Source organism: Herbaspirillum sp. GW821-FHT09A12, assembly GCF_059418325.1.
This window is the reverse complement of sequence record NZ_JBWKPR010000001.1, coordinates 1,081,934-1,105,686: the sequence shown is the minus strand read 5'-3', so window position 1 is coordinate 1,105,686 and position 23,753 is coordinate 1,081,934. Positions and strand designations below refer to the sequence as shown.

Below are 23,753 nucleotides of genomic sequence, written 5' to 3'. Positions count from 1 at the left end.
GCCGCCCCGCCTGCTTTAAGCCAGGCCCGGGTACAAGGTCTTGGCGGTCTTGCTGAAGATCCATTCGCGCTCCTGCGCCGACAGGCAAGCCACCCCGGCCTGGGCCGTGGCCAGGATCTCGGCCAGCGTACCGGGCGAAGTCGGGAAGTTCGAACCCCATGCCAGGCGCTGCGCGCCGAAGGCTTGCACCACCTTCGGGAAGAAGGTGTCGGCGCTGGCCTTTTCCTTCTTGACGTCACCGAAGATGCGCGGCGTCAGCTTGAAATAGATGTTGTCCAGCGGCGCCAACTCGAACAGGCTGGCGGCCTTGGCGTAGGGAGCGCCGTCGGTGACGTCCGGGCGCGCCAGGTGGTCGAGGATGATCTTCACCGTGGGGAAGCGCCTGGCCAGCGCGCTCACTTGCGGCAGACCGATGGGGCCGGTCTGGATGCACATGGTCAAGCCCAGTTCTGCACACAGTTCCCAGGCCGGGAAGGAGCGCGGATCATCCAGCTCGCTGGGGTCGAACTCCTTGGTGCTGCCGCCGGTGAACAGGCGCAGCCCGGCCAGGCCGCGCGCTTTCCATTCGCCGATGCGCTGGACCGCGTCAGGCTGCAACACGTCGACCGAACCGACTGCGACCAGGCGGCCGGCATACTTGTTGCAGCCGTCGACCACATAGCTGTTGTCGAAGCCGTAGGTGGTGGAAGAATGGACCACTGCCGCCTTGGCGACGCCGGCCGCGTCCATGGCGGCGATCAGCGCCTCGACGGTGGAAGGACGCTCCTGGGACCAGTCGGAACGCTTGCCGAACAACGGCGCCGGCGGGTATTTCCCCTCATCGTCGGAGATGATGTGCGGGTGGATGTCTACGATGGAAGTCATGATGTTTACCGTCTTTCTTGTTGATCAGCGGCCGCGCGCCTTGAGGCGCTTGTCCAGGCGCGGATAGACGCGGCGCGCGTTGCCTTCGAAGATCTTGTAGCGCTCTTCGCCGCTGAGCGCGGCGCAGGCGTCGAGATAGCGCTTGGTGTCGTCGAAGTACTGGCCGGTGGCCGGATCCTTGCCGCGCACGGCGCCGATCATTTCCGAGCCGAACAGCACGTTGTCGGCGGGGATCACCTTGGTCAGCAGCTCCACGCCGGGCTGGTGATAGACGCAGGAGTCGAAGAAGATGTTGTCGAGCAGGCCTTCCAGCGGACGCTCGCGCATTTCCAGCGACATGCCGCGGTAGCGTCCCCAGTGGTAAGGCACCGCGCCGCCGCCGTGCGGAATGACCAGGCGCAGGGTCGGGAAATCCTTGAACAGGTCGGATTGCAGGATCTGCATGAACACCGAAGTGTCGGCGTTCAGGTAGTGCGCGCCGGTGCCGTGGAAACATGGGTTGCACGATGCCGCCACGTGGATCATGGCCGGCACGTCGAGCTCGACCAGCGCTTCGTACAGCGGATACCACTCGCGGTCGGTCACGGGCTTGCCGGTCCAGTAGCCGCCGCTCGGGTCCGGGTTCAGGTTACAGCCGACGAAGCCCAGCTGTTCCACGCAGCGGCGCAGCTCGGGAATGCTGTTGGCCGGCGCGGCGCCGGGCGACTGCGGCAACTGGCAGACGGGGGCGAAGTTGTCCGGATACATCTCGGTGACGCGGTACACCAGGTCGTTGGAGATCTCGGCCCATTCCAGGCTGGTGCGCTCGTTGCCCAGGTGGTGGCTCATCAGGCCGGCGATGGGCGAAAACAGCGTCATGTCGCTGCCGCGCTCGCGCTGCAGCTTCAACTGGCCATTGCCGATGGCGTCGCGGATCTGGTCGTCGGAGACATGCGCCTCGGCGCGCGAAGGCGCGTTGGCCGGGTCGTTGGCGAACTCGACCTGCTTGGCGCGCCAGTTGCGGAAAGAAGCGGGGACGGTCGTGAAATGGCCGTGGCAATCGATGATCATTTTTTCTCCGTACGGCTTAGGCTTGCGGGTCCACGAACAGCTCGCCGATGGACATGCGGCGCGGCGTCAGGCCTTGCTTGAAGGCGGTGGCTTCCAGGGTTTCGATGGTCTTGAGGTTTTCCTTCAGGCCGTAGGGCAGCGGGTCGTAGCCGACGATCTTGCGCAGCTCAAGGTATTTCTTGTCGCCGGCGCTGGTGGCGGCGCCGGCATCCAGCCGCGCCAGCCATTCCTGCTTGGCCTGGTCGAAGGCCTGGTAGATCGATTTGGCGATCCACGGGTGTTCGGCCAGCACCGAATCCTTGACCACGATGGTGCCGTGCATCGGATAGACGCCGGTACGGGCGTAGTAGTCGGCTTCCAGCTCGGCGGCGTTGGGCAGCAAGTCGGGGTAATCGGCTTCGACTTCCTTCCAGCCGCCGGTGGGCGCGCCGGTACGGCCGATGCCGGCGGCGGCGGCGAAGCCCGCGGCCAGCTCGCCCTTGGCCATCATGTCGGCCAGCGAACTGCCGGCGGGGGCGTGGATCACGTTGCCCGGCAGCTTCAGCTGGGTGACGTGCTCCTCATCGTCGACCACCCAGGTCACCTTGGAGGAGTCCAGGCCGAACTCATCGATCAGCACCTGGCGCGTCCACACGCCGGTGGTCACCGAATAGGCACGCACGCCGACCTGCTTGCCTTCCAGGTCCTTGGGGGTCTTGATGCCGGCATCCGGGCGCACCAGCAGGCCGCCGTGGTGGAAGCGGCGCACCACGAAGATGGGCAGGCCGACGAAGGGCGCGCCATAGGCGCGGGCGATGATGTAGGTAGTCGGCGCCAGTTCGCATACGTCGAATTCCACATCGCGCACCATGCGGCGGAAGGCGCCGATCTGTGGCTGGACGGTGATGAATTCGGCATCCACGCCCTCGATGGGAATGGAACCGTTGCGGATGGCGGAGGTATGGGGGTGCTCGGCGATGGCGATCTTGAGCGGGACTTTCTTGGACAACGTCTTCTCCTTTGAACAGATTCTGGGGAGTAAGAATAGGAGAAGGCCGAACGGGCGTCCCTACACAAAAAGTAGATTCACTGGCATTTTTTTTGAGACCTTCAACAGGTTCTCCACAGACAAACCCGACAGTCATTGAGCCAAACCCGATCCAGGTCTAGAATAGGCCGATCAACGATCACCCGGACAGAACAATCCTCCGGCGACGCGCTTCCCGCAAGCCGCAGTCGCCCGTCCGGCCAACATGGTCCAGCGGGACCAGCGCCATATCCACCTGCGCCCAAACGGATTCCAACGGCCGGCCTGGCCAACCCGATCCCGCTGCCAAGGAGACTTTCATGGCACATGGTGCAATGACCAAACAGCAGCAACGCGCCCCCAACGGCAGGACCGCGCTGGCGACGGTTCCCAAGGTCCGCCTTTACGTCGAGCGCACCGAAGAACATCAGGACTGGTTCGTCAATGTCGGCCACGTCACCGACCGCGGCCGCTGGAAGACCGAGCCGCACGCGCACCCGCAATATGGGCAGGTGATCTTCGTGCGCAGCGGGCGCGGCGTGATGAATCTCGAAGGCAGCAGCGTCCCGTTCGCAGGCCCTTGCGCCCTGCTGCTGCCCACCGAATGCATCCACGGCCTGGACTATGAGATGGATGTGGACCGCTGGGTGGTGACGGTCGAGGTGTCCTACCTGACCCAGGTCAATGCCAAGCTGCAGGAATTCATCCAGTTGTGGGCGCTGCCGCGCATGATCCCGCTGTCCTATCCGGCCGAGCTGGAAAACGAGTTCCACCGCCTCATCCGCAGCCTGGAACAGGAAACCAGATCCGGCGCGGTCGGCCACATCGTGGGCACCGAAGCGCTGCTGACCACGTTGCTGCTGCTGCTGGTGCGCGGCACGCAACTGGAGCAGAACGGCAGCGACCACAGCACGCGCCAGGACATCCGCCTGGCCGACCGCTTCCGCGAACTGATCGACCTGCATTACCGGGAAAACCTGCAATTGCAGGACTATGCGTCGATGATGGCGGTTTCGCTGGTGCAACTGCGCTCGGCCTGCGCCGCCGCCACCGGCCAGAGCCCGACCAAAATGATCCACGCGCGCATCATCACCGAAGCCAAGCGCAACCTGATCTTCGGCGACATGTCGGTGGAACAGATCGCCTTCTCGCTCGGCTTTGCCGATGCCGCCTACTTCACCCGGTTCTTCCGCAAGGAAGTCGGGCAGGCGCCAAGCCAGTTCAGGGCAAGCGCGCGGCAATAGATTCACGGCAATAGATTCGCGGCAACAGATTTCCAAAGGACAACCCGACATGACAACCCAAGGACGGCATGCGCATGGCAAGGCGGCCTCGACCACGGTGCCCAAGATCCGCATCTATGTCGAGCGCCCCGAGGAGCCGGACAACTGGCTCATGAGCGTGCGGCACGTGGCTTTCCGCGGGGCGTGGAAGGCCGAGCCCCATGCCCACCCCAACCACGGCCAGGTAATTTTCGTCCGCAGCGGCCAGGGCGTGATGAACCTGGAGGGGCGCAGCGTGCCCTTCGCCGGCCCCTGCATCCTGCTGCTGCCGACCGAATGCGTCCACGGGCTGGACTACGAGATCGACGTCGACCGCTGGCTCATGACCATCGAGGTGTCCTACCTGACCCAGGTCAACAGCAAATTGCGCGAGTTCGCCCAGCTGTGGACCTTGCCGCGCATGATCCCGCTGACCGGCGGCGCCGACGCGGAAGCGGAAGTCCTCGGCCTGTTCCGCAAACTGGAGCATGAGGTCAAGACCAATCCGGTCGGCCATGTGGTCGGCACCGAAGCCTTGCTCACGACCCTGCTGCTCATGCTGGTGCGCGGCACGCGCTTGTACCAGGTCGGCAGCGAAGGCACGACGCGCCACGATACCCGCCTGGTGGAACGCTTCCGCGAGCTGATCGAACAGCATTACGCCGAGAACATGTCGCTGCAGGACTATGCCTCGGCGCTGGCCGTCTCGCTGGTGCAGTTGCGCGCGGCGTGCGCCTCGGCGGCCGGCCAGAGCCCGACCAAGATCATCCACGCGCGCCTGATCACCGAGGCCAAGCGCAACCTGATCTTCGGCGACATGTCGGTGGAGCAAATCGCCTTCTCGCTGGGCTTTGCCGACGCCGCCTACTTCACCCGGTTCTTCCGCAAGGAGGTGGGCCAGGTGCCTAGCCAGTTCCGGATCGAGGCGCGGCAGCAGGGCTAGCCGTTTCGCCGCCCGTCATCCGCAAAAAAAAAGCGGCGCATCTCGCGATGCGCCGCTTTTCTTCTTCACCGGCAAGCCAGGTTACGGCTTGCCCACACCACACTGCATATCACGTCACTTCAGGTCGAAACGATCCAGGTTCATCACCTTGGTCCATGCCGCCACGAAGTCCTGCACGAACTTCGCCTTGGCATCGGCGCCGGCATAAACCTCGGACAAGGCACGCAGTACCGAATGCGAACCGAACACCAGGTCGACCCGCGAACCGCTCCACTTCACCGCGCCGGTCTTGCGGTCACGCCCTTCGAACTCGGTGGCCGCCGGCGACGTCGCCTTCCATTCGGTGCCCATGTCCAGCAAGTTGACGAAGAAGTCGTTGCTCAGCACGCCCGGACGCTGCGTGAAGACGCCGTTCTTGCTGCCGTCGGCATTGGCGCCCAGGACACGCAGGCCGCCCACCAGCACGGTCATCTCCGGCGCCGTCAACGTCAGCAATTGCGCCTTGTCGATCAGCAGGTCTTCGGCGCGCACCGCGAAAGGCTTCTTCAGGAAGTTGCGGAAGCCGTCGTAGATCGGTTCCAGCGGTTCGAACGATGCGGCATCGGTTTGCGCCTCGGTCGCGTCGGTACGGCCGGGGGCGAACGGTACGACGATGTTCTGCCCCGCGTCCTTGGCCGCCTTTTCCACCGCGGCACTGCCGGCCAGCACGATCAGGTCGGCCAGCGATACCTTCTTGCCGCCGCCCTGGGCGTTGAACTCAGCCTGGATGGCTTCCAGCGCCTTCAGCACCTTGGCCAGTTGCTGCGGCTGGTTCACAGCCCAGTCCTTCTGCGGCGCCAGGCGGATGCGTGCGCCGTTGGCGCCGCCGCGCTTGTCGCCGCCGCGGAAGGTCGAGGCCGAGGCCCAGGCGGCGGATACCAGTTCCGGCACGCTCAGGCCCGATGCCAGCACCTTGGCCTTGAGCGCCGCCACGTCCTGGTCGTTGATCGTCGCATGCTCCGCCTTGGGCAGCGGATCTTGCCAGATCAGTTCCTCGGCCGGCACTTCGGGGCCAAGGTAGCGGGCGCGCGGGCCCATGTCGCGGTGGGTCAGCTTGAACCAGGCGCGGGCGAAGGCGTCGGCGAACTGGTCCGGGTGCTCGTAGAAACGGCGCGAGATCTTTTCATACGCCGGATCGAAGCGCAGCGACAAGTCGGTAGTCAGCATGGTCGGCAGGCGCTTGCCGTTGCCCTGCGGGTCGGGGACGTCCGCCTGCGCCCCTTTGGCGACCCACTGGTGCGCGCCGGCCGGGCTCTTGGTCAGCTCCCATTCGTACTTGAACAGGTTCTCGAAGAAGTAGTTGCTCCACTTGGTCGGGGTCTGGGTCCAGGTCACTTCCAGGCCGCTGGTGATGGCGTCCTGGCCGGCACCGCTGCCGAAGCTGCTCTTCCAGCCCAGGCCCTGCTGTTCCAGGCCGGCGCTTTCCGGTTCGCTGCCGACGTGCTTGGCGTCGCCCGCGCCGTGGGTCTTGCCGAAGGTGTGGCCGCCGGCGATCAGGGCCACGGTCTCTTCATCGTCCATCGCCATGCGGGCGAAGGTTTCGCGGATGTCGTGCGCGGCGGCGAGCGGGTCGGGCTTGCCTTCCGGGCCTTCCGGGTTGACGTAGATCAGGCCCATCTGGACCGCCGCCAGCGGGTTTTCCAGGTTGCGCCCGGGGGCGCCCTTGCCATAACGCTCATCGCCGCCCAGCCAGGTGGTCTCGGTACCCCAGTAGACATCGAGGTCCGGTTCCCAGACGTCTTCGCGGCCGCCGGCGAAGCCGAAGGTCTTGAAGCCCATGGTTTCCAGCGCGACGTTGCCGGTCAATATCAGCAGGTCGGCCCAGGAGATCTTGTTGCCGTATTTCTGCTTGATCGGCCACAGCAGGCGGCGCGCCTTGTCCAGGCTGACGTTGTCGGGCCAGCTGTTCAACGGTGCGAAACGCTGCTGGCCGCGCCCGGCGCCGCCGCGGCCGTCGCCGATGCGGTAGGTGCCGGCGCTGTGCCAGGCCATGCGGATAAACAGCGGGCCGTAGTGGCCGAAGTCGGCCGGCCACCAGTCCTGCGAATCGGTCATCAATCCGGCCAGGTCTTTCTTCACCGCGGCCAGGTCGAGGCTCTTGAATGCTGCTGCGTAATTGAAGTCCGATCCCATGGGGTCGGACTTCGACGAATGCTGGGCCAGCAGATCCAGACGCAACTGTTTCGGCCACCAGTCGCGGTTGGTGGTGCCGCCACCGGCGGTGTGGTTGACGGGGCACTTCGCTTCGTTTGACATTGCGATCTTCTCCTCTTAATCGACCCAATGAGAGTCACCATGCCCGGACCAGGATACGGGCATGTTTCGGATGGCTGCGTTGCGTAGCGGACTCGGGTTCCACTACGCGCGGCCACTCTTCCGCACGAAATGCTGGCTGCGTAATGCGACGGCTTGATGACGCCGCCGATTCCGTTGCCGGTACTTCAATTTCGTCGCGTCCTGGTCAGTTGTTCAATAGAGCGATTAATATAAAGCATTAAAACAAGTTAGTTGATTGTCTTTTTTTATCGACGCATTCGAACATCCCAATCCCCCTCACGGCATTATCTGCCCCCAGTGTATTCTGCACGCCATGGATTCGCTCATCTCCGCTGCCGCACGCGCCCTGGCCACCGGCGACGCGCTGGGCGCATTAAAACGTATCGCCCTGCGTGAAGACCCGCCGGCGCTGGCCTTGCGCGGCATCGCCATGGCCCAGCTGGGCGAACATCCGCTCGCCCGCGCCTTGCTGCGACGGGCCGCGCGCGGTTTCGGTTCGCGCGAAGAACTGGCGCGCGCCCGCTGCATCGTGGCGGAGGCCGAGGTGGCGCTGGCCGAGCGCGACTTCACCGGTTCGCCGCGCGCGCTCAATAGCGCGCTGGCCGCACTTGAAGCCCATGCCGACCATGCCAACGCATTGCAGGCGCGGCTGGTCGCCGCCCGCAAATTGCTGCTGCTGGGTCAATTGCCGCAAGCCGACGCCATGCTGGCGCGGCTCGATCCGCAAGGATTGCCGCCGCCGCTGGCGGCGCTGGCCGCCCTGCTACAGGCTGAACTTGCCTTGCGCTCGTGGCGCATCCAGGCTGCGCGCGCGGCATTTGCGCAAGCGCAGGATGCGGCGGCACGCTCGGGCATTCCCGCACTGTCGGCAGAAGTGGCGGAAGCGCGCACCGCGCTGGAACGTCCGGCAGCCAGACGCCTCGCCCCATGGGGCGAACAGGCCTTGCGCATCGATGAGGTGGCCGCCCTGCTCGCTTCGGACGCGCTGGTGGTCGACGCCTGCCGCCGCAGCCTTGGCGCCGGCCCCGTCCAACAATCGCTGGCACGCCGCCCGGTGCTGTTCGCCCTGGCGCATGCGCTGGCTGCGGCGTGGCCCGGCGATGCCGCGCGCGACACCTTGATCGAACGCGCCTTCCATACCCGCGCCCCGAACGACACGCACCGCGCCCGCCTGCGGGTAGAAATCGGCCGGCTGCGGGCACTCGCCAAAGGGCTGGCGCGCATCGATGCCACGCCCCGGGGCTTTGCCCTCCAGCCTGAAAACGCGCGCGAACTCGTGCTGCTGGCCCCGCCCTTCGACGGCGACCAGGCCGGGCTACTGGCCTTGCTGTCGGATGGCGCGGCCTGGTCGACGTCGGCCCTGGCGCTCGCCCTTGGCACCAGCCAACGCACCGTGCAACGCGCCCTGGCTGAGCTGGAAGCGCAACACCGCGTGCGCTCCATCGGCCGCGCGCGCACCCGGCGCTGGCTGGCGCCGCCATTGGCGGGATTCACGACAATCTTGTTACTCCCTGCTGCGCTGACCATCGGATAAAGTACTTTCACGGCGCCGATATGCACGCAATATGCAGCGCAGCCGGAGAAACCCGAGAACGAGGAGCGACGATGAACAGCAAGGCAACATCCCCAGTCACCGCACAAGCTGCCGAGATCGTGCGCGAATACGGCCCCTTCCCCGGCATTGCCGCGGTCCATGGCGTCACCTGGGACGGCAGTCGCGTCTGGGCCGCCACCGGCGCCAGGCTGGTCAGCATCGATCCCGGCAGCGGCGAACCGGGGCGCGCGCTGGAATGCCCTTGCGACGCCGGCACCGCCTTCGACGGCACCTACCTGTACCAGATCGCCGAACAGCGCATCGACAAGATCGACCCGGCCAGCGGCGCCGTGCTGGCTTCCATCCCCGCCCCCGGCAACGGTGGCGACTCCGGCCTTACCTGGGCCGAAGGCAGCCTGTGGGTGGGCCAGTACCGCGACCGCAAGATCCACCGCATCGATCCCGACACCGGCGCCATCCAGCGCACCATCGAATCCACGCGCTTCGTCACCGGCGTGACCTGGGTCGACGGCCAACTGTGGCATGGCACCTGGGAAGGCGACGAGAGCAGCCTGCACCGCGTCGATCCCGATAACGGCGACATGCTGGCGGAATTGCGCATGCCCACCGGCACCGGGGTGAGCGGGCTCGAATCGGACGGCGCCGGGCTGTTCTACTGCGGCGGCGGCAGCAGCGGCAAGCTACGCGTGGTACGCCGGCCCAAGTAATCGGCGCGGGCATGCGCCCGCTGCCATCCCCCATCGAATAACACATTACGCATGGCCGTACCGGCCAGGGAGCACATCATGGATATCGCCCGTCACCCCATCGCCTCTTCCGAACAATGGCTGGATGCGCGCAAGAAATTGCTGGCGCGCGAAAAGGAGATCATGCGCCTGGCCGACCAGCTGGCCGCCGAACGCCGTGCGTTGCCGTGGGAACGCGTGGAAAAGGATTACGCCTTCGACACCCTCGCTGGCCCGCGCAGGCTGGCCGAGCTGTTCGACGGACGCCGCCAGTTGCTGGTCCAGCATTTCATGCTGGGACCGGGTTGGGAACAAGGCTGCCCGAGCTGCTCTTTCATGGCCGACCACAGCGATGGCATGAATGTGCACCTGGCCCAGCGCGACATCACGCTGCTTGCCGTCTCGCGCGCGCCTTTGGCCGAGATCGAACGCTTCCGCCGCCGCATGGGCTGGCGCTTCGGCTGGGTCTCCTCCCATGGCGGCGATTTCAATGCGGACTTCGGCGTCAGCTTCACGCAGGAAGAACTGGCCGCAGGCGAAGTCGGCTACAACTATGGCCGCCGCTTTTTCCCTGCGGCAGAAGCGCCCGGCATCAGCGTCTTTGTGCGCGGCGACGCGGGACAGGTCTTCCACACTTATTCCACCTATGGCCGCGGCGTGGAAGTGATGATCGGCGCCTACCACATGATGGACCTGACGCCCAACGGCCGCGGCGAACGCGACGTGCCGCACAAGATGGAATGGGTGCGCCACCATGATCGCTATGAGCCCCAGCATGCCGGAGCCGGGACGCCCTCATGCTGCCATGCCCGCGATTAGGGGTGCGCCATGTCCGGCGCCTGGTTTTGGATTGCCGTGGCCGGCAGCGGTGCGCTGCACGGGCTGAACCCGGCCAGCGGCTGGATCTTCGCGGCCATCGGCCCGGGCCGACGCTGGCAAGCCTTGCGCAACCTGCTGCCCCTCGCGCTTGGGCATATCGCCGCGCTTGGCTTGCCGGCAACATCGCTGGCCTACGGCACGATGCCCGGGCGCAACCTGTTGCAAGGCGCGACCTGCTTGCTGCTGTTGCTGGCGGCAGTGATGCATCTGCGGCCCGGCCCCTGCCGCAAAATGCGAATCCCCATCGGTTGCGCCGGGCTGGCGCTGTGGCCGCTGGCGATACCGGGCATGCATGGCGCGGGGGCGATGATGTCCTTATCGATGCCCTTATGCGGCGCCGCCGCGTCCGGCGCCCTGGCGCACGCCGCCGCAGCCGTCCTCATCCACACGGCCGCGATGCTGGCGTGCGCCGGATGCGCCGCCTGCCTGGCCTGCCGCGGCAAACGGCTGCTGCGAAACCTGTGCGCCGGCGCCCGGAACCCGATCCTTCTTGCCGCGACAAAAAACACGAGCCGATGCGCGCCATCAGGTCAACCGTAATGCTTCTGGATCGTTGTTGGAACGCTCCCATCGCCCTTGATGGGAGCCACTGTTACCCAATCCACAACGCCACCATGACGGAAGCTACAGAAGACCTCGAAAAAGCCGAGCACGCACATGCCTCCGGCAACAAGAAACTGGCCCTGCTCATCGCGGTTCTCGCGCTGGTGCTGGCCGTCACCGAAACCATCTCCAAGTCTTACCAGACCGAAGTCATCCTCAAGCACCAGGAAGCCGCCAACCTGTGGGCGTTCTTCCAGGCCAAGTCGATCCGTGGCAATGGCGCGCAATTGGCCAAGACCCAATTGGCCTTGCTGGGCAATGCCAAGGACGAGCGCGTCACGGCCGCCATCGCCAAGCTCGATGAGGCGATCGCCCATTACGACGACGATGAAAAGTCCGGCGAAGGCAAGAAGCAGTTATCCCACAATGCCAGGGTGGCCGAACATGAGGCCCACATCTACATGGAGAAATACGAGAAGATGGAAATGGCCGCCGGCATGCTGCAAGTGGCCATTGTGCTGGCCTCGGCCACCATCATCACCGGCGTGGGAATGCTGGTTTACCTGTCGATGGGCATCGGCGTGGTGTCGCTGGCTTTCATCGGCGCGGGATTGTTCTCCACGATATAAGAACCTGTTCAATGCCTCCTCGGCAAGCGGTTCTCCCCTATTGAAGTTGAACCGCTTGGAGTTGAACCGCTTGCGGCATCGCCGCTAGGGCGACGATTCCCCAAATTGTCCGTAGTTTGCGCCAAGCCATTTCCTGCCCGCCAAGGCATACTGCGACATTCGCAGTCTTCATGGCAGTGTTTTTCCGATGAGTTCCAATACGATCTTGCGCGGCATCCTGTTCGGCGCGCTGGCCGGCGCGGCCTGGGGGCTGGTGTTCCTGGCGCCCGAGCTGACCCGCGAATTTTCTCCCTGGCAGTTGTCCGCCGGGCGCTACCTGGCTTACGGCGCGTTCGCCGCGGTCCTGATCGCGCCGCGTTTGCGCAGTGTGGCCAGCCGCCTGGGCGCGCCCGAATGGTGGGCGCTGGTGTGGCTGAGCTTGCTGGGCAATGTGGTCTACTATGTTTTCCTGTCCAGCGCGGTGCAGTTGGGCGGCATGGCCATGACCTCGCTGGTGATCGGCTTTCTGCCGGTGGCGGTGACCATCATCGGCAGCCGCGGCCACGGCGCGGTGCCGATCCGCAAGCTGGCGCCCTCGCTGGCGCTGGGCCTGGCCGGCATCGCCTGCGTGGCGTGGCAATCGCTGACGGCCGCTCGCCCGGCGGCCGAAGGCTCCCAGCAAATCCTCGGTTTCTTTTGCGCGCTCGGCGCGCTGGTGTCGTGGACCGTATACGCCGTCGGCAACAGCCGCTGGCTGGCGCGGCTGCACGCCATCTCGGCGCACGACTGGAGCCTGCTGACCGGGTTGGTGACCGGGCTGCTGTCGGTGTTCGTGGCGCTGCCGGCCTTCACGCTGCTGCTGGAACCGCATTCGCAGGCTGAATGGGGACGTTTCCTGGCGGTCTCGGCCGGCGTGGCGATCATCGCCTCGCTGTTCGGCAACGCCTGCTGGAACAAGGCCAGCCGCCTGCTGCCGCTGACCATGATCGGGCAGATGATCCTGTTCGAGACGCTGTTCGCCCTGCTCTACGGGTTCTTGTGGGAGCGCCGCCTGCCGACCTTGCTGGAAACGGCGGCCATGCTGCTGGTGACGGCCAGCGTGCTGCTGTGCGTGTCAGCGCATCGGGTAGTGGATGAGGGTGGCGGGCATTGAGCGCTGCCGGCACGCACGAAAAAACGCCTTGCGATTTGCAGTCGCAAGGCGTTTTTTATGCGCTGTAAAACTCAGGCTTTCTGCGCGATCTTCTTCAGCACATGCGCCGCGGCCACCAGGCCGAACGATGCGGTCACCACCATGGCGGAACCGAATCCGGCGCAGTTCAGGCCGGTGACGCCGCCTTGCGTGGCATCCTCGGCCGCCGCCATCTCCGCGGCATCGCCGCCGATATCCATATCGTCCCCCGCCGCGCCGGCCGGATCGATGGCGCAGGCTTCGCCTTCGGCGATCTCCGGGAAACGCAGCGGCTCGGTGGAAAACACCGCGTCGATGTGGAACTTGTTCCTGGTGCCGCGCGGAAAGCCATGCTGCGCGCGCAGGCGCTTGCGCACCTTAGCCAGCAGGGGCTCCTGCTCGGTGCGGCACAGGTCGCGGATCTCGATCATGGTCGGGTCGATCTGGCCGCCGGCGCCGCCGATGGTCACCAGCGGCACGCCATGCTGGCGGCAATAGGCGATCAGGGCGACCTTGGCGCGCACGTTGTCGATGGCGTCGATCACGTAGTCGAAGCGCCCCACGCCGATCATCTGCGGGACATTGTCGGGGTCGAGGAAATCCTCCACCTCGCTCACCACGCAGGTCGGGTTGATCTGCATGATGCGTTCATGCAGCGCCGTCACCTTGGCCTTGCCGAGGGTGTCGGACAAGGCGTGGATCTGGCGGTTGACATTGGACTCCGCCAGGTTGTCCAGGTCGATCATCGTGATGTGGCCGATGGCGCTGCGCGCCAGCGCCTCCACCACCCACGAGCCGACGCCGCCGACGCCGACCACGCATACATGCGCATCGCGGAAGCGCTGCAAGGCCTGCGCACCGTACAGGCGGGCCACCCCGCCGAAACGGCGATCGTAATCGATGTCATGCAAAGTGGAAGCGGCGTCTGCGGTAGTGCTCATGGGGAAATTCAATCGCGTTGTTGAAGACAAAAGGCCGCAACGCGAACGCTGCGGCCTTGCCGGATCGGAGCCGGTGGTATTTACACCACCGCGCCGCCGTTCTCGTCCTTGACCTTGACCGGCTTGATCAGGTCTTCGCGCTTCACGCCCAGCCACATGGCCAGCGCGGCGGCGACGAACACCGACGAATAGATGCCGAACAGGATGCCGATGGTCAGCGCCAGCGCGAAGTAATGCAGGGTCGGGCCGCCGAAGAAGAACATCGCCAGCACCATCATTTCGGTGCTGCCGTGGGTGATGATGGTACGCGACATGGTGCTGGTGATCGCGTGGTTCAGCACCTCGGGCGTGGACAGCTTGCCGAAGCGGCGGTCGCGGAAGGCTTCGCGCACCCGGTCGAACACCACCACCGATTCGTTGACCGAATAGCCCAGCACCGCCAGGATCGCCGCCAGCACGGTCAGCGAGAATTCCCACTGGAAGAAGGCGAAGAAACCGAGAATGATGATCACGTCGTGCAGGTTGGCGATCACCGCCGCCACCGCGAACTTCCATTCGAAGCGGAACGCCAGGTAGATCACGATGCCCAGCACCACCATCGCCAACGCCATCAAGCCATCGTGCGCCAGCTCCTCGCCCACCTGCGGGCCGACGAATTCGACGCGCTGCAGGCGCACCTCAGGATCGTCGACCCTCAGCGCCGCCGTCACCTTCTCGCTCTGCTGGCTGGCGTTCACGCCGGGTTGCGCCGGCAGGCGGATCATCACGTCCTGGGCGGTGCCGAAGCTTTGCACCAGGGTGTCGCGATAGCCCAGGCCTTCGACCGACTTGCGGATCTTCTCCAGGTCGGCCGGTTTGCTGTAGGCCATTTCCATGACCGTGCCGCCGGTGAACTCGATCGAGAAATGCAAGCCCTTGCTCAGCAGGAAGAACACTGCGGCGACGAAGGTCAGCGCCGAGATCACGTTGAAGATCAACGCATGGCGCATGAAGGGAACGTCTTTTTTGATGCGGAAAAATTCCATCGCTATCCTTTCGGTGCCGGCCGCGGGGTTTATCTCTCGCGGTCCGGCTCAAATCACTTGTCTTGCCGCGCTTACTTGGCGCCGCGCTTGGTCGATACCTTGCCGGAAGTCGACAGCGCCTCGCTGTCCGGCTTCCAGATCTGGCCGATGGCCAGGCCGGTCAGCTTCTTCTTGCGGCCGTACCAGAGGTTGACCATGCCGCGCGAGAAGAACACCGCCGAGAACATCGAGGTCAGGATGCCCAGGCAGTGCACCACGGCAAAGCCGCGAATCGCGCCGGAGCCGAAGATCAAGAGCGCCAGGCCGGCGATCAGGGTGGTGACGTTGGAGTCCAGGATGGTCGCCCAGGCGCGGTCGAAACCGATCGCGATGGCCGCCTGCGGCGAATTGCCGGCGCGCAGTTCTTCGCGGATGCGTTCGTTGATCAGCACGTTGGAGTCGATCGCCATGCCCAGCGCCAGCGCGATGGCGGCGATACCGGGCAAGGTCAGCGTGACCTGCAGCGTGGACAGCAAGGCCACCAGCAGCAGCACGTTCACCGACAGCGCCAGCGCGCTGAAGAAGCCGAACAGCTGGTAGTAGATCACCATGAAAATGGTCATCGCCAGGAAGCCGTACAGCACCGAGTCGAAACCCTTCTTGATGTTGTCGGCGCCCAGTTGCGGGCCGATGGTGCGCTCTTCGATGATGTCCATCGGCGCGGCCAGGGAGCCTGCGCGCAGCAGCAGCGCCAGGTCGCTGGCGGCTTCCGGCGAACCCATGCCGGTGATCTGGAAGCGCGAGCCGAGTTCGGAACGGATGGTGGCCACGGTCAGGACTTCGCCCTTGCCCTTTTCGAACAGGACGATGGCCATGTTCTTGCCGACCTTGTTGCGGGTGGCTTCGCGCATCTTGCGCCCGCCGTCGCCGTTCAAGTCGATGCTGACCGCCGGCTGGTGGTTTTCATCGAAGCTGGCCGAGGCGTTGGAGATGTAGTCGCCGGTCAGCACCGGTTCCTTCTCAAGCACCACCGGCGCGCCCTTGCCGATCTTGAACAGTTCCGAGCCGAACGGGATGGCGGCGCTTTCTTCGGTGCCGCGCACCACGCTCTCGTCGACCATGCGCACTTCCAGGGTGGCGGTGCGGCCGATGATGTCCTTGGCGCGCGAGACGTCCTGCACGCCCGGCAGTTCGACCACGATGCGGTCGGCGCCCTGGCGCTGGATCAGCGGCTCGGCCACGCCCAGCTCGTTGACGCGCTTGGACAGCGTGGAGATGTTCTGCTTGACGCCGTCTTCCTGGGTCTGCTTCAAGGCTTCCGGACGCAGGGTGGCGACCAGTTTCAGGTCGTCGCCGGCGCCGGCGTCGACCAGCGCCATCTCTTGCAGCTCGCCCAGCGCAGCGCGGGCCTTGGTGCGGGTATCGGCGTCGCGGAACGAGATTTCGATGGCGTCGCCGCTGCGGCTGATGCCGTTGTGGCGGATGTTCTTGTCGCGCAGCAGGCTGCGCACGCTGGCCTGCAATCCTTGCAGGCGCTTGTTGAGCACGGCCTTGATATCAACCTGCATCAGGAAGTGCACGCCGCCGCGCAAGTCCAGGCCCAGGTACATCGGGAAGGCATGCAGGCTTTGCAGCCATTGCGGGGTATTGGGCAGCAGGTTGAACGCGACGATATAGGTCGGGTCCGACGGGTCGGTGTTGAGTGCCGTCTCCAGCAGGGCCTTGGCCTTGAACTGGATGTCGGTGGTGGCGAAACGCGCGCGCACCGAAGGCTGGGCGCCGCTGCCGTCGAATACGACGCTCTCTGCGGACAGGCTGCCTTGCTTCAGGATCTCATCGACGCGGCCGGCCACGGCGGCCTCGACCTTCATGGTCGATTTGGCGCTGCTGATCTGCACGGCCGGCGACTCGCCGAAGAAGTTCGGGACGGTATAAATCACGCCGAACAGCAAGGCAACGACGATTAATGCGTATTTCCAGAGAGAGTAACGATTCATGGTGTTGTGCTTCTAGCTTCCAGAATGGGCTGCGGGTTGTTTGCCGCTTGCAGCGGGAACCCGGGGGTTCCAACAACATGGGCGCATCGTAGATGCGCCCACTGGGATCGTTGCGGCCGGATTACAGGGCCTTGATGGTGCCCTTGGGCAGCAACGTGGCGATCGCCGACTTTTGCACGATGATTTCGTTGCCTTCGGACACTTCGATGGTGATGTAGGCATCGGTGACCTTGGTGATCTTGCCCAGGATGCCGCCCGAGGTGACGACTTCGTCGCCCTTGGCCAGTGCGTCCATCATCGACTTCTGTTCTTTCTGACGCTTCATCTGCGGGCGGATCATCAGGAAGTACAGCACCACGAACATCAGGATGATCGGCAGGAAGCTGGTCAGGTTGCCCAGCATGCCACCGGGGGCTGCTGCTGCCGTTTGCGCGTATGCATCGGAAATAAACACGTAAGGCTCCAAAGGTTGATTGAAAAATAGCCCTGCATTCTAGCACTGCGCAGGCGCTATTCCCCCAAATCGGGACAGCTTGCCGGAGATCAAGATCGATTTGGCGATTTTCCGACCCGTTTGCCCGCCTTTGACGGCCACGCCTCTTCGCCGCCGCCATTCTTCTTATCAAAACGGCATCGCTGCATTTGGACAAAACTTGTACAGTGGCAAACAAAATCAAGAAAAGATGGAACGCACCGTTCCGCCACGACACAGGAGACCCCGCATGCTGCCCACCGCGCCGCAACCCTACGAGGACATCGCCTCGGGCTTTGGCTGGAACATTCCCGAGCACTACAACATCGGCGTCGACGTCTGCGACAAATGGGCCGAACGCGAACCGCAGCGGCTGGCGCTGGTGCACATCGCCCGCGACGGCGACGTGCGTGAATACAGCTTCGGCGAAATGCGCGCGCTGTCAAACCGCATGGCCAACCTGCTGCGCGCGCATGGCGTACAACGCGGCGAGCGCATCGGCATCTTGCTGCCGCAGGCGCCCGAGACCGCGTTTTCGCATGTGGCGGCCTACAAGAGCGGCTGTATCGCGATCCCGCTGTTCGCACTGTTCGGCGCCGAGGCGCTGGAATACCGGCTGCACGACAGCGGCGCCAGGGTGGTAGTGACCAATGCCGAAGGTGCGGCCAAGCTGGCCGGCATCCGCGACCGCCTGCCCGCACTGAAGACGATCTTCACCATCGACGGCGCCCGGCCCGGCGCGGTCGACCTGCACGCGGCGCTGGCCGGCGAGAGCGAATCGTTCACCCCGGTCGCCACCCGCGCCGACGACCCGGCACTCATCATCTACACCTCCGGCACCACCGGCCAGCCCAAGGGCGCGCTGCATGCGCACCGCGTGCTGCCGGGCCACCTGCCCGGAGTCGAGATGTCCCACAATTTATTTCCGATCGAAGGCGACCGCATCTGGACCCCGGCCGACTGGGCCTGGATCGGCGGCCTGCTGGATGTGCTGCTGCCGGCCTGGCACCACGGCGTGGCGGTGGTGGCGCACCGCTTCGAGAAATTCACCGGCGAAGCGGCGTTCCAGCTGCTGCAGGATCATGGCGTGCGCAACTGCTTCCTGCCGCCGACCGCGCTGAAGATGATGCGCACCGTGACCGATCCCGAACAACGCTGGAAGCTCAACCTGCGCTCGGTGGCCAGCGGCGGCGAAGCGCTGGGCGCCGAACTGCTGGACTGGGGCCGCAAGACCTTCGGCCTGACCATCAACGAGTTCTACGGCCAGACCGAATGCAACATGACGATTTCCTCCAACGCCGCCATCATGCCCTGCCGCCCCGGCAGCATCGGCCGCGCCGCGCCCGGCCACCGGGTAGCGATCGTGGACGACCGGGGCCAGCCGCTGGCCGATGGCGCGCAAGGTAACATCGCCGTGCTGCGGCCCGATCCGGTGATGTTTTTGCAGTACTGGAACAATCCCGAGGCCACCGCCGCCAAGTTCGCCGGCGACTGGCTGCTGACCGGCGACACCGGCATGCGTGACGAGGAAGGCTATATCCGCTTCGTCGGACGCGACGACGACGTGATTACCTCGGCCGGCTACCGCATCGGCCCCGGCGAGATCGAGGACAACCTGCTGCAGCATCCGGCGGTGAAGATGGCGGCGGTGGTGGGCGCGCCGGACGCCGAGCGCACCGAAATCGTGGTGGCGATCGTGGTGCTCAACGACGGACATGACGCCGGGGAAACCCTCAAGCGCGAGTTGCAGCAGCACGTCAAGACGCGGCTGGCGGCGCATGAGTATCCGCGCGAGGTCTACTTCGTGGAGGAGTTGCCGATGACGACCACCGGCAAGGTGATCCGGCGGCAACTAAGGGATATGGTGGCGGGCTGGCGCAAGGCCTGAACCCGCCGCCTGGGCGACGGCATTAAACGCCGCGCGCCCGGTCTTCCTTGAACTTGGCGACGAAAGCCTGGAAACGGCCGCCGTCGATGGCGTCGCGCATCTCCTGCATCAGTTGCAGGTAGTAATGCAGGTTGTGCACGGTGTTCATGCGCGCGCCGAGAATCTCGCCGGCGCGGTGCAAGTGGTGCAGGTAGGCGCGCGAGAAATTCTCGCAGGCGTAGCAACCGCAGGTTTCGTCGTAGGGCTTCTCGTCGTCCTTGTACCTGGCGTTCTTGATCTTGATATCGCCGTAGCGGGTGAAGATCCAGCCGTTGCGCGCATTGCGGGTCGGCATCACGCAGTCGAACATGTCGACGCCGCTGGCCACGCCGGCCACCAGGTCTTCCGGCGTGCCCACGCCCATCAGGTAGTGCGGCTTGTCGGCCGGCAGGCGCGGGCCGACGTGTTCCAGCACCCGCATCATGTCTTCCTTGGGCTCGCCCACCGACAGGCCGCCGATGGCGAAGCCGTCGAAGCCCAGCTCGCTCAGGCCGGCCAGCGATTCGTCGCGCAGGCCTTCGAACATGCCGCCCTGGACGATGCCGAACAGCGCATTCGGGTTCTCGCCCTGGTCGAATTCATCCTTGGAACGCTTGGCCCAGCGCAGCGACATGCGCATCGACTTGCCGGCTTCTTCACGGGTGGCGGGACGGCCGTCGATCTCGTACGGAGTGCATTCGTCGAACTGCATCACGATGTCGGAGTTCAGCACGCGCTGGATCTGCATCGAGATCTCGGGCGAGAGGAACAGGCGGTCGCCGTTGATGGGCGAGGCGAAGGTCACGCCCTCTTCGGTGATCTTGCGCATCTCGCCCAGCGAAAACACCTGGAAGCCGCCGGAGTCGGTCAGGATCGGCTTGTCCCAGCCGATGAACTTGTGCAGGCCGCCGAACTTGCCGACCACTTCCAGCCCCGGGCGCAGCCACAGGTGGAAGGTATTGCCGAGGATGATCTGGGCGTTGATCTCGTTAAGCTCCAGCGGCGACATCGCCTTGACCGAGCCATAGGTGCCGACCGGCATGAAGATCGGCGTTTCCACGGTGCCGTGGTTCAGTTTGACGCGGCCGCGGCGGGCCTTGCCGTCGGTCTTGAGCAGGGTGAATTCGAGCATCGGTCAGCCTCGGTTGCAGGTGAGCAGCATGGCGTCGCCATAGCTGAAGAAACGGTATTTCTCTTGGATCGCGTGCGCATAGGCGGCGCGGATGTGGTCGTAGCCGGCGAAGGCCGAGACCAGCATCAGCAGCGTCGACTTGGGCAGGTGGAAATTGGTCACCATGCGATCGACGGTCTTGAACGTGTAGCCGGGCGTGATGAAGAGTTGGGTGTCGGCGCTGCCGGCTTGCAACTGCCCGGACTGCGAGCCGGATTCCAGCGCGCGCATGCTGGTGGTGCCGACCGCCACCACGCGCCCGCCCGCCGCCTTGGCGGCGCGCACCGCTTCCACCGTGGCTGGCGGGATGGTGTACCACTCGCTGTGCATCTTGTGCTGCGACAGGTCTTCCACCCGCACCGGCTGGAAGGTGCCGGCGCCCACGTGCAGCGTGACGAAGGCTTGCTTGACGCCGCGCGCGGCCAGTTGATCCAGCAGGGCCTGGTCGAAGTGCAGGCCGGCGGTAGGCGCGGCGACCGCGCCCGGCTCCCTGGCGTAGACGGTCTGGTAACGCGTCTCATCAAAGGCATCGGCCTCGTGTTCGATATACGGCGGCAACGGCAGGCTGCCGTATTGCTCCAGCAACTCGAACACGTCGGACGGGAAATGCAATGTATAGAACTCGCCGAAGCGCTCGCCCACCGTGACGTCGAAGGCGTCCGCCAGGCGGATTTTGGCGCCCGGCGGCGGCGACTTGGAGGCGCGCAGCTGGGCGTGCACGGTACGGGGATCGAGCACGCGTTCGACCAGCGCCTCGATCTTGCCGCCGGTTTCCTTGATGCCGAAAAAGCGCGCTTTCAGCACGCGCGTGTCGTTGAATACCAGCAGGTCGCCGGGATTGAGCAGCTCAAGGATGTCGGCAAAACGGCGGTCGGTGAGCGCGGCGCCGTCTACCTGCAGCAGGCGCGAGGCGCTGCGCTCGGCCAGCGGCGTCTGCGCGATCAGCTCGGGCGGCAGCGCGAAATCGAAGTCGGAAAGAGAATACATGCGTGTACGATGAAAAATCGGGGGGCGTTCTGCCCGCACGACAAAGAAGTATTGCCGCCGGGATTGATACTGTAAATAATCACAGTAAAATAACGCCCAACCCGCTATTTTACGCTGTCGGGGCATTTTTCCCATATGCCTGCCCCGCTAGCGTTTATCAGCGATCCATATCACGCCCGCACCCCACGCGCCACGACCAACGCCGCCACGACGCATGCCCGCTACCGCGAAGAAAACCACGAGCAAGACCTCGAACAAGAAGGACGCCGCCAAAGCCGGGGCGGCCGGCGCCGCCAAACCCGAAAACAAGCTGGCCAAGCTGGGCCTGCACAACGACATGGACCTGGCGCTGCACCTGCCGCTGCGCTACGAGGATGAAACCACGCTGATGAGCATCGCCGATGCCTCCCTGCGCGGCCTGCAGATGGTGCAGGTCGAGGGCGTGGTCACTGCCTGCGACGTACAGTTCCGGCCGCGCCGCCAGTTGGTGGTGACGGTGGGCGACGACAGCGGCCAGTTGGTGATGCGCTTCCTCAACTTCTACGGCAGCCAGACCAAGCAGCTGGCCGAAGGCACGCGGGTGCGGGTGCGCGGCGAACTGCGCCACGGCTTTTTCGGCGCCGAGATGGTCCATCCGCAATACAAGGTCGTCAACCAGGGGGCGCCGCTGCCCGATGTGCTCACCCCCGTGTATCCGGCCGGCGAAGGCCTGTCGCAGGCCTACCTGCGCAAGGCCATCGCCAATGCCATGAGCCGGCTCGACTGGCAGGACACGCTGCCGCCTTCGATGCTGGACACGCTCAAGCTGGCCGCTTTCGAGCCGTCGGTGCGGCTGCTGCACAACCCGCCGCCGGAGGTCGACGAGCATGCGCTGATCGAGCGCTCGCACCCGGCCTGGATCCGCATGAAGTTCGACGAACTGCTGGCGCAGCAGTTATCCCTCAAGCGCGCCCAGGCCGCGCGCCGCGCCAAGACCGCGCGCGCGCTGCCGGTCACCGGGCGGGTGACGGCCGACCTGGTCAAGCAACTGCCCTTCAAGCTGACCGGCGCGCAAGAGCGCGTGCTGGAAGAAATCCGCGCCGACCTGCGCCACTCCTTCCCGATGCAGCGCCTGCTGCAGGGCGATGTGGGCAGCGGCAAGACGGTGGTGGCGGCGCTGGCCGCGGCCCAGGCCATCGACAGCGGTTTCCAGGCGGTGCTGATGGCGCCGACCGAAATCCTGGCCGAGCAGCATTTCCGCAAGATCGCGGCCTGGATGGAGCCGCTGGACGTGGGCGTGGCCTGGCTCTCGGGCAGCCAAAAGAAGAAGGAAAAGACCGAGGCGCTGGCCCATATCGAATCCGGCGCGGCGCGGCTGGTGGTGGGTACCCATGCGCTGATCCAGGACACGGTGCAGTTCGACAACCTGGGGCTGGTGATCGTGGATGAGCAGCACCGTTTCGGCGTGGGCCAGCGGCTGGCTCTGCGTAACAAGAGCAACAAGGGTTTCAATCCGGCCGACGGCGCCGCCCCGGACGAGGCGCAGACCGTGCCGCACCAGTTGATGATGTCGGCCACGCCGATTCCGCGCACGCTGGCCATGACCTATTACGCCGATCTCGAAGTGTCCGTGATCGACGAACTGCCGCCGGGCCGCTCGCCTATCGTGACCCGCGTGATCGACCAGAACCGGCGCGACGAGGTGATCGAACGCGTGCATGCGGCGGCGCTGGAAGGCAAGCAGATCTATTGGGTCTGCCCGCTGATCGAAGAGTCCGAGGCGCTGCAGTTGCAGACCGCCACCGACACCCACGCCACCTTGTCGGCCGCCCTGCCCGGCCTCACCATCGGGCTGGTGCACGGGCGCATGAAACCGCTGGAAAAGCAGATCGTGATGGAAGGCTTCAGCCGCGGCGCGGTGCATGTACTGGTGGCGACCACGGTGATCGAAGTCGGGGTGGACGTGCCCAATGCTTCGCTGATGGTGATCGAGCATGCCGAACGCTTCGGCCTGTCGCAGTTGCACCAGTTGCGCGGGCGCGTGGGCCGCGGCTCGGCCGCCAGCGTGTGCCTGCTGATGTACCAGGGACCGCTGGGCGGCACCGCCAAGGAACGGCTGGCGATCATGCGCGAAACCACCGACGGCTTCGAGATCGCCCGGCGCGACCTCGACATCCGCGGCCCCGGCGAATTCCTGGGGGCGCGCCAGTCGGGTGAAGCCATGCTGCGCTTCGCCGACCTGGCGACCGACCAATGGCTGGTGGAAAAGGCGCGCGACACCGCGCAGGCGCTGCTGCAACATGCGCCGGACATCGTCGAACGCCATCTGGCGCGCTGGCTGGGCGGGCGCGAGGACTACCTGAAGGTATGAAGG

20 protein-coding genes are annotated in these 23,753 nt (G+C 65.2%); 10 read left to right on the top strand and 10 right to left on the bottom strand.

What is annotated here, in order from left to right; translation table 11 throughout:
• Positions 1–15: 15 nt before the first annotated feature.
• Genes AC07N6_RS05060 through AC07N6_RS05050 form a run of 3 tightly spaced genes read right to left on the bottom strand, consistent with a single transcriptional unit; the run spans position 16 to position 2,902 of the window.
• On the bottom strand, positions 16–864 hold the full coding sequence (locus tag AC07N6_RS05060) for an amidohydrolase family protein (protein ID WP_494781217.1): 849 nt from the start codon (positions 862–864) through the stop codon (positions 16–18).
• Between the two features lie 24 nt (positions 865–888).
• Positions 889–1,914, bottom strand: coding sequence for an amidohydrolase family protein (locus AC07N6_RS05055; protein ID WP_494781216.1), 1,026 nt, complete (start codon positions 1,912–1,914; stop codon positions 889–891).
• Positions 1,915–1,930: 16 nt separating this feature from the next.
• Positions 1,931–2,902 carry an ABC transporter substrate-binding protein gene (locus AC07N6_RS05050; RefSeq protein WP_494781215.1) on the bottom strand — a complete coding sequence of 324 codons (972 nt, stop codon included), beginning with the start codon at positions 2,900–2,902 and terminating at the stop codon, positions 1,931–1,933.
• A 338-nt stretch (positions 2,903–3,240) separates the two neighbouring features.
• On the opposite strand from AC07N6_RS05050, the gene AC07N6_RS05045 reads away from it, so the two are divergent.
• Together AC07N6_RS05045 and AC07N6_RS05040 are read left to right on the top strand one after the other, a co-directional pair.
• Positions 3,241–4,164, top strand: a complete 924-nt coding sequence (locus AC07N6_RS05045) for a helix-turn-helix domain-containing protein (protein ID WP_494781214.1) — start codon at positions 3,241–3,243, stop codon at positions 4,162–4,164.
• A 49-nt stretch (positions 4,165–4,213) separates the two neighbouring features.
• Positions 4,214–5,125 carry a helix-turn-helix domain-containing protein gene (locus AC07N6_RS05040; protein ID WP_494781213.1) on the top strand — a complete coding sequence of 304 codons (912 nt, stop codon included), beginning with the start codon at positions 4,214–4,216 and terminating at the stop codon, positions 5,123–5,125.
• A 114-nt stretch (positions 5,126–5,239) separates the two neighbouring features.
• On the opposite strand, the gene katG is transcribed toward AC07N6_RS05040, so the two are convergent.
• On the bottom strand, positions 5,240–7,420 hold the full coding sequence (katG, locus tag AC07N6_RS05035; protein ID WP_494781212.1) for a catalase/peroxidase HPI: 2,181 nt from the start codon (positions 7,418–7,420) through the stop codon (positions 5,240–5,242).
• 334 nt (positions 7,421–7,754) lie between these two features.
• Here katG and AC07N6_RS05030 point away from each other — a divergent pair, with 334 nt between their 5' ends.
• The 6 genes from AC07N6_RS05030 to AC07N6_RS05005 all read left to right on the top strand — a co-directional run bounded on the left by AC07N6_RS05030 (position 7,755) and on the right by AC07N6_RS05005 (position 12,904).
• Positions 7,755–8,975, top strand: a complete 1,221-nt coding sequence (locus AC07N6_RS05030; RefSeq protein ID WP_494781211.1) for a helix-turn-helix domain-containing protein — start codon at positions 7,755–7,757, stop codon at positions 8,973–8,975.
• Positions 8,976–9,046: 71 nt separating this feature from the next.
• On the top strand, positions 9,047–9,703 hold the full coding sequence (locus tag AC07N6_RS05025) for a Vgb family protein (protein WP_494781210.1): 657 nt from the start codon (positions 9,047–9,049) through the stop codon (positions 9,701–9,703).
• A gap of 78 nt (positions 9,704–9,781) precedes the next feature.
• The gene (locus tag AC07N6_RS05020) at positions 9,782–10,540 is read left to right on the top strand and encodes a DUF899 domain-containing protein (protein WP_494781209.1); all 759 of its coding nucleotides are present in this window, start codon (positions 9,782–9,784) and stop codon (positions 10,538–10,540) included.
• Between the two features lie 123 nt (positions 10,541–10,663).
• A complete protein-coding gene (locus AC07N6_RS05015) occupies positions 10,664–11,140 on the top strand; it encodes a hypothetical protein (RefSeq protein ID WP_494781208.1) in 477 nt (158 codons plus the stop codon).
• A 74-nt stretch (positions 11,141–11,214) separates the two neighbouring features.
• A complete protein-coding gene (locus AC07N6_RS05010; protein ID WP_494781207.1) occupies positions 11,215–11,772 on the top strand; it encodes a DUF4337 domain-containing protein in 558 nt (185 codons plus the stop codon).
• A gap of 187 nt (positions 11,773–11,959) precedes the next feature.
• Complete coding sequence (locus tag AC07N6_RS05005) at positions 11,960–12,904, top strand: DMT family transporter (protein ID WP_494781206.1); 945 nt, start codon at positions 11,960–11,962, stop codon at positions 12,902–12,904.
• 71 nt (positions 12,905–12,975) lie between these two features.
• Here the strand turns inward: AC07N6_RS05005 and AC07N6_RS05000 are convergent, their stop codons facing one another.
• The 4 genes from AC07N6_RS05000 to yajC form a co-directional block, all read right to left on the bottom strand.
• Positions 12,976–13,863 carry a tRNA threonylcarbamoyladenosine dehydratase gene (locus tag AC07N6_RS05000; protein WP_494781205.1) on the bottom strand — a complete coding sequence of 296 codons (888 nt, stop codon included), beginning with the start codon at positions 13,861–13,863 and terminating at the stop codon, positions 12,976–12,978.
• Positions 13,864–13,943: 80 nt separating this feature from the next.
• Positions 13,944–14,888 carry a protein translocase subunit SecF gene (gene secF, locus AC07N6_RS04995; RefSeq protein WP_494781204.1) on the bottom strand — a complete coding sequence of 315 codons (945 nt, stop codon included), beginning with the start codon at positions 14,886–14,888 and terminating at the stop codon, positions 13,944–13,946.
• A 71-nt stretch (positions 14,889–14,959) separates the two neighbouring features.
• The gene (gene secD, locus AC07N6_RS04990; protein WP_494781203.1) at positions 14,960–16,864 is read right to left on the bottom strand and encodes a protein translocase subunit SecD; all 1,905 of its coding nucleotides are present in this window, start codon (positions 16,862–16,864) and stop codon (positions 14,960–14,962) included.
• A 121-nt stretch (positions 16,865–16,985) separates the two neighbouring features.
• Positions 16,986–17,267 (bottom strand): preprotein translocase subunit YajC, encoded by a 282-nt coding sequence (gene yajC / locus AC07N6_RS04985; protein WP_439950938.1) that lies wholly within the window; start codon positions 17,265–17,267, stop codon positions 16,986–16,988.
• A gap of 319 nt (positions 17,268–17,586) precedes the next feature.
• Between yajC and AC07N6_RS04980 the strand changes: the two genes are divergently transcribed.
• On the top strand, positions 17,587–19,224 hold the full coding sequence (locus tag AC07N6_RS04980) for an acyl-CoA synthetase (protein WP_494781202.1): 1,638 nt from the start codon (positions 17,587–17,589) through the stop codon (positions 19,222–19,224).
• 22 nt (positions 19,225–19,246) lie between these two features.
• Here the strand turns inward: AC07N6_RS04980 and tgt are convergent, their stop codons facing one another.
• Both tgt and queA read right to left on the bottom strand, forming a co-directional pair.
• Positions 19,247–20,374: a tRNA guanosine(34) transglycosylase Tgt gene (tgt, locus tag AC07N6_RS04975; protein WP_494781201.1), complete on the bottom strand. Its 1,128-nt coding sequence runs from the start codon at positions 20,372–20,374 to the stop codon at positions 19,247–19,249.
• 3 nt (positions 20,375–20,377) lie between these two features.
• Positions 20,378–21,400 carry a tRNA preQ1(34) S-adenosylmethionine ribosyltransferase-isomerase QueA gene (queA, locus tag AC07N6_RS04970; RefSeq protein WP_494781200.1) on the bottom strand — a complete coding sequence of 341 codons (1,023 nt, stop codon included), beginning with the start codon at positions 21,398–21,400 and terminating at the stop codon, positions 20,378–20,380.
• Positions 21,401–21,614: 214 nt separating this feature from the next.
• Between queA and recG the strand changes: the two genes are divergently transcribed.
• The gene (gene recG, locus AC07N6_RS04965; protein WP_494781199.1) at positions 21,615–23,750 is read left to right on the top strand and encodes an ATP-dependent DNA helicase RecG; all 2,136 of its coding nucleotides are present in this window, start codon (positions 21,615–21,617) and stop codon (positions 23,748–23,750) included.
• Positions 23,751–23,753 lie beyond the last annotated feature (3 nt).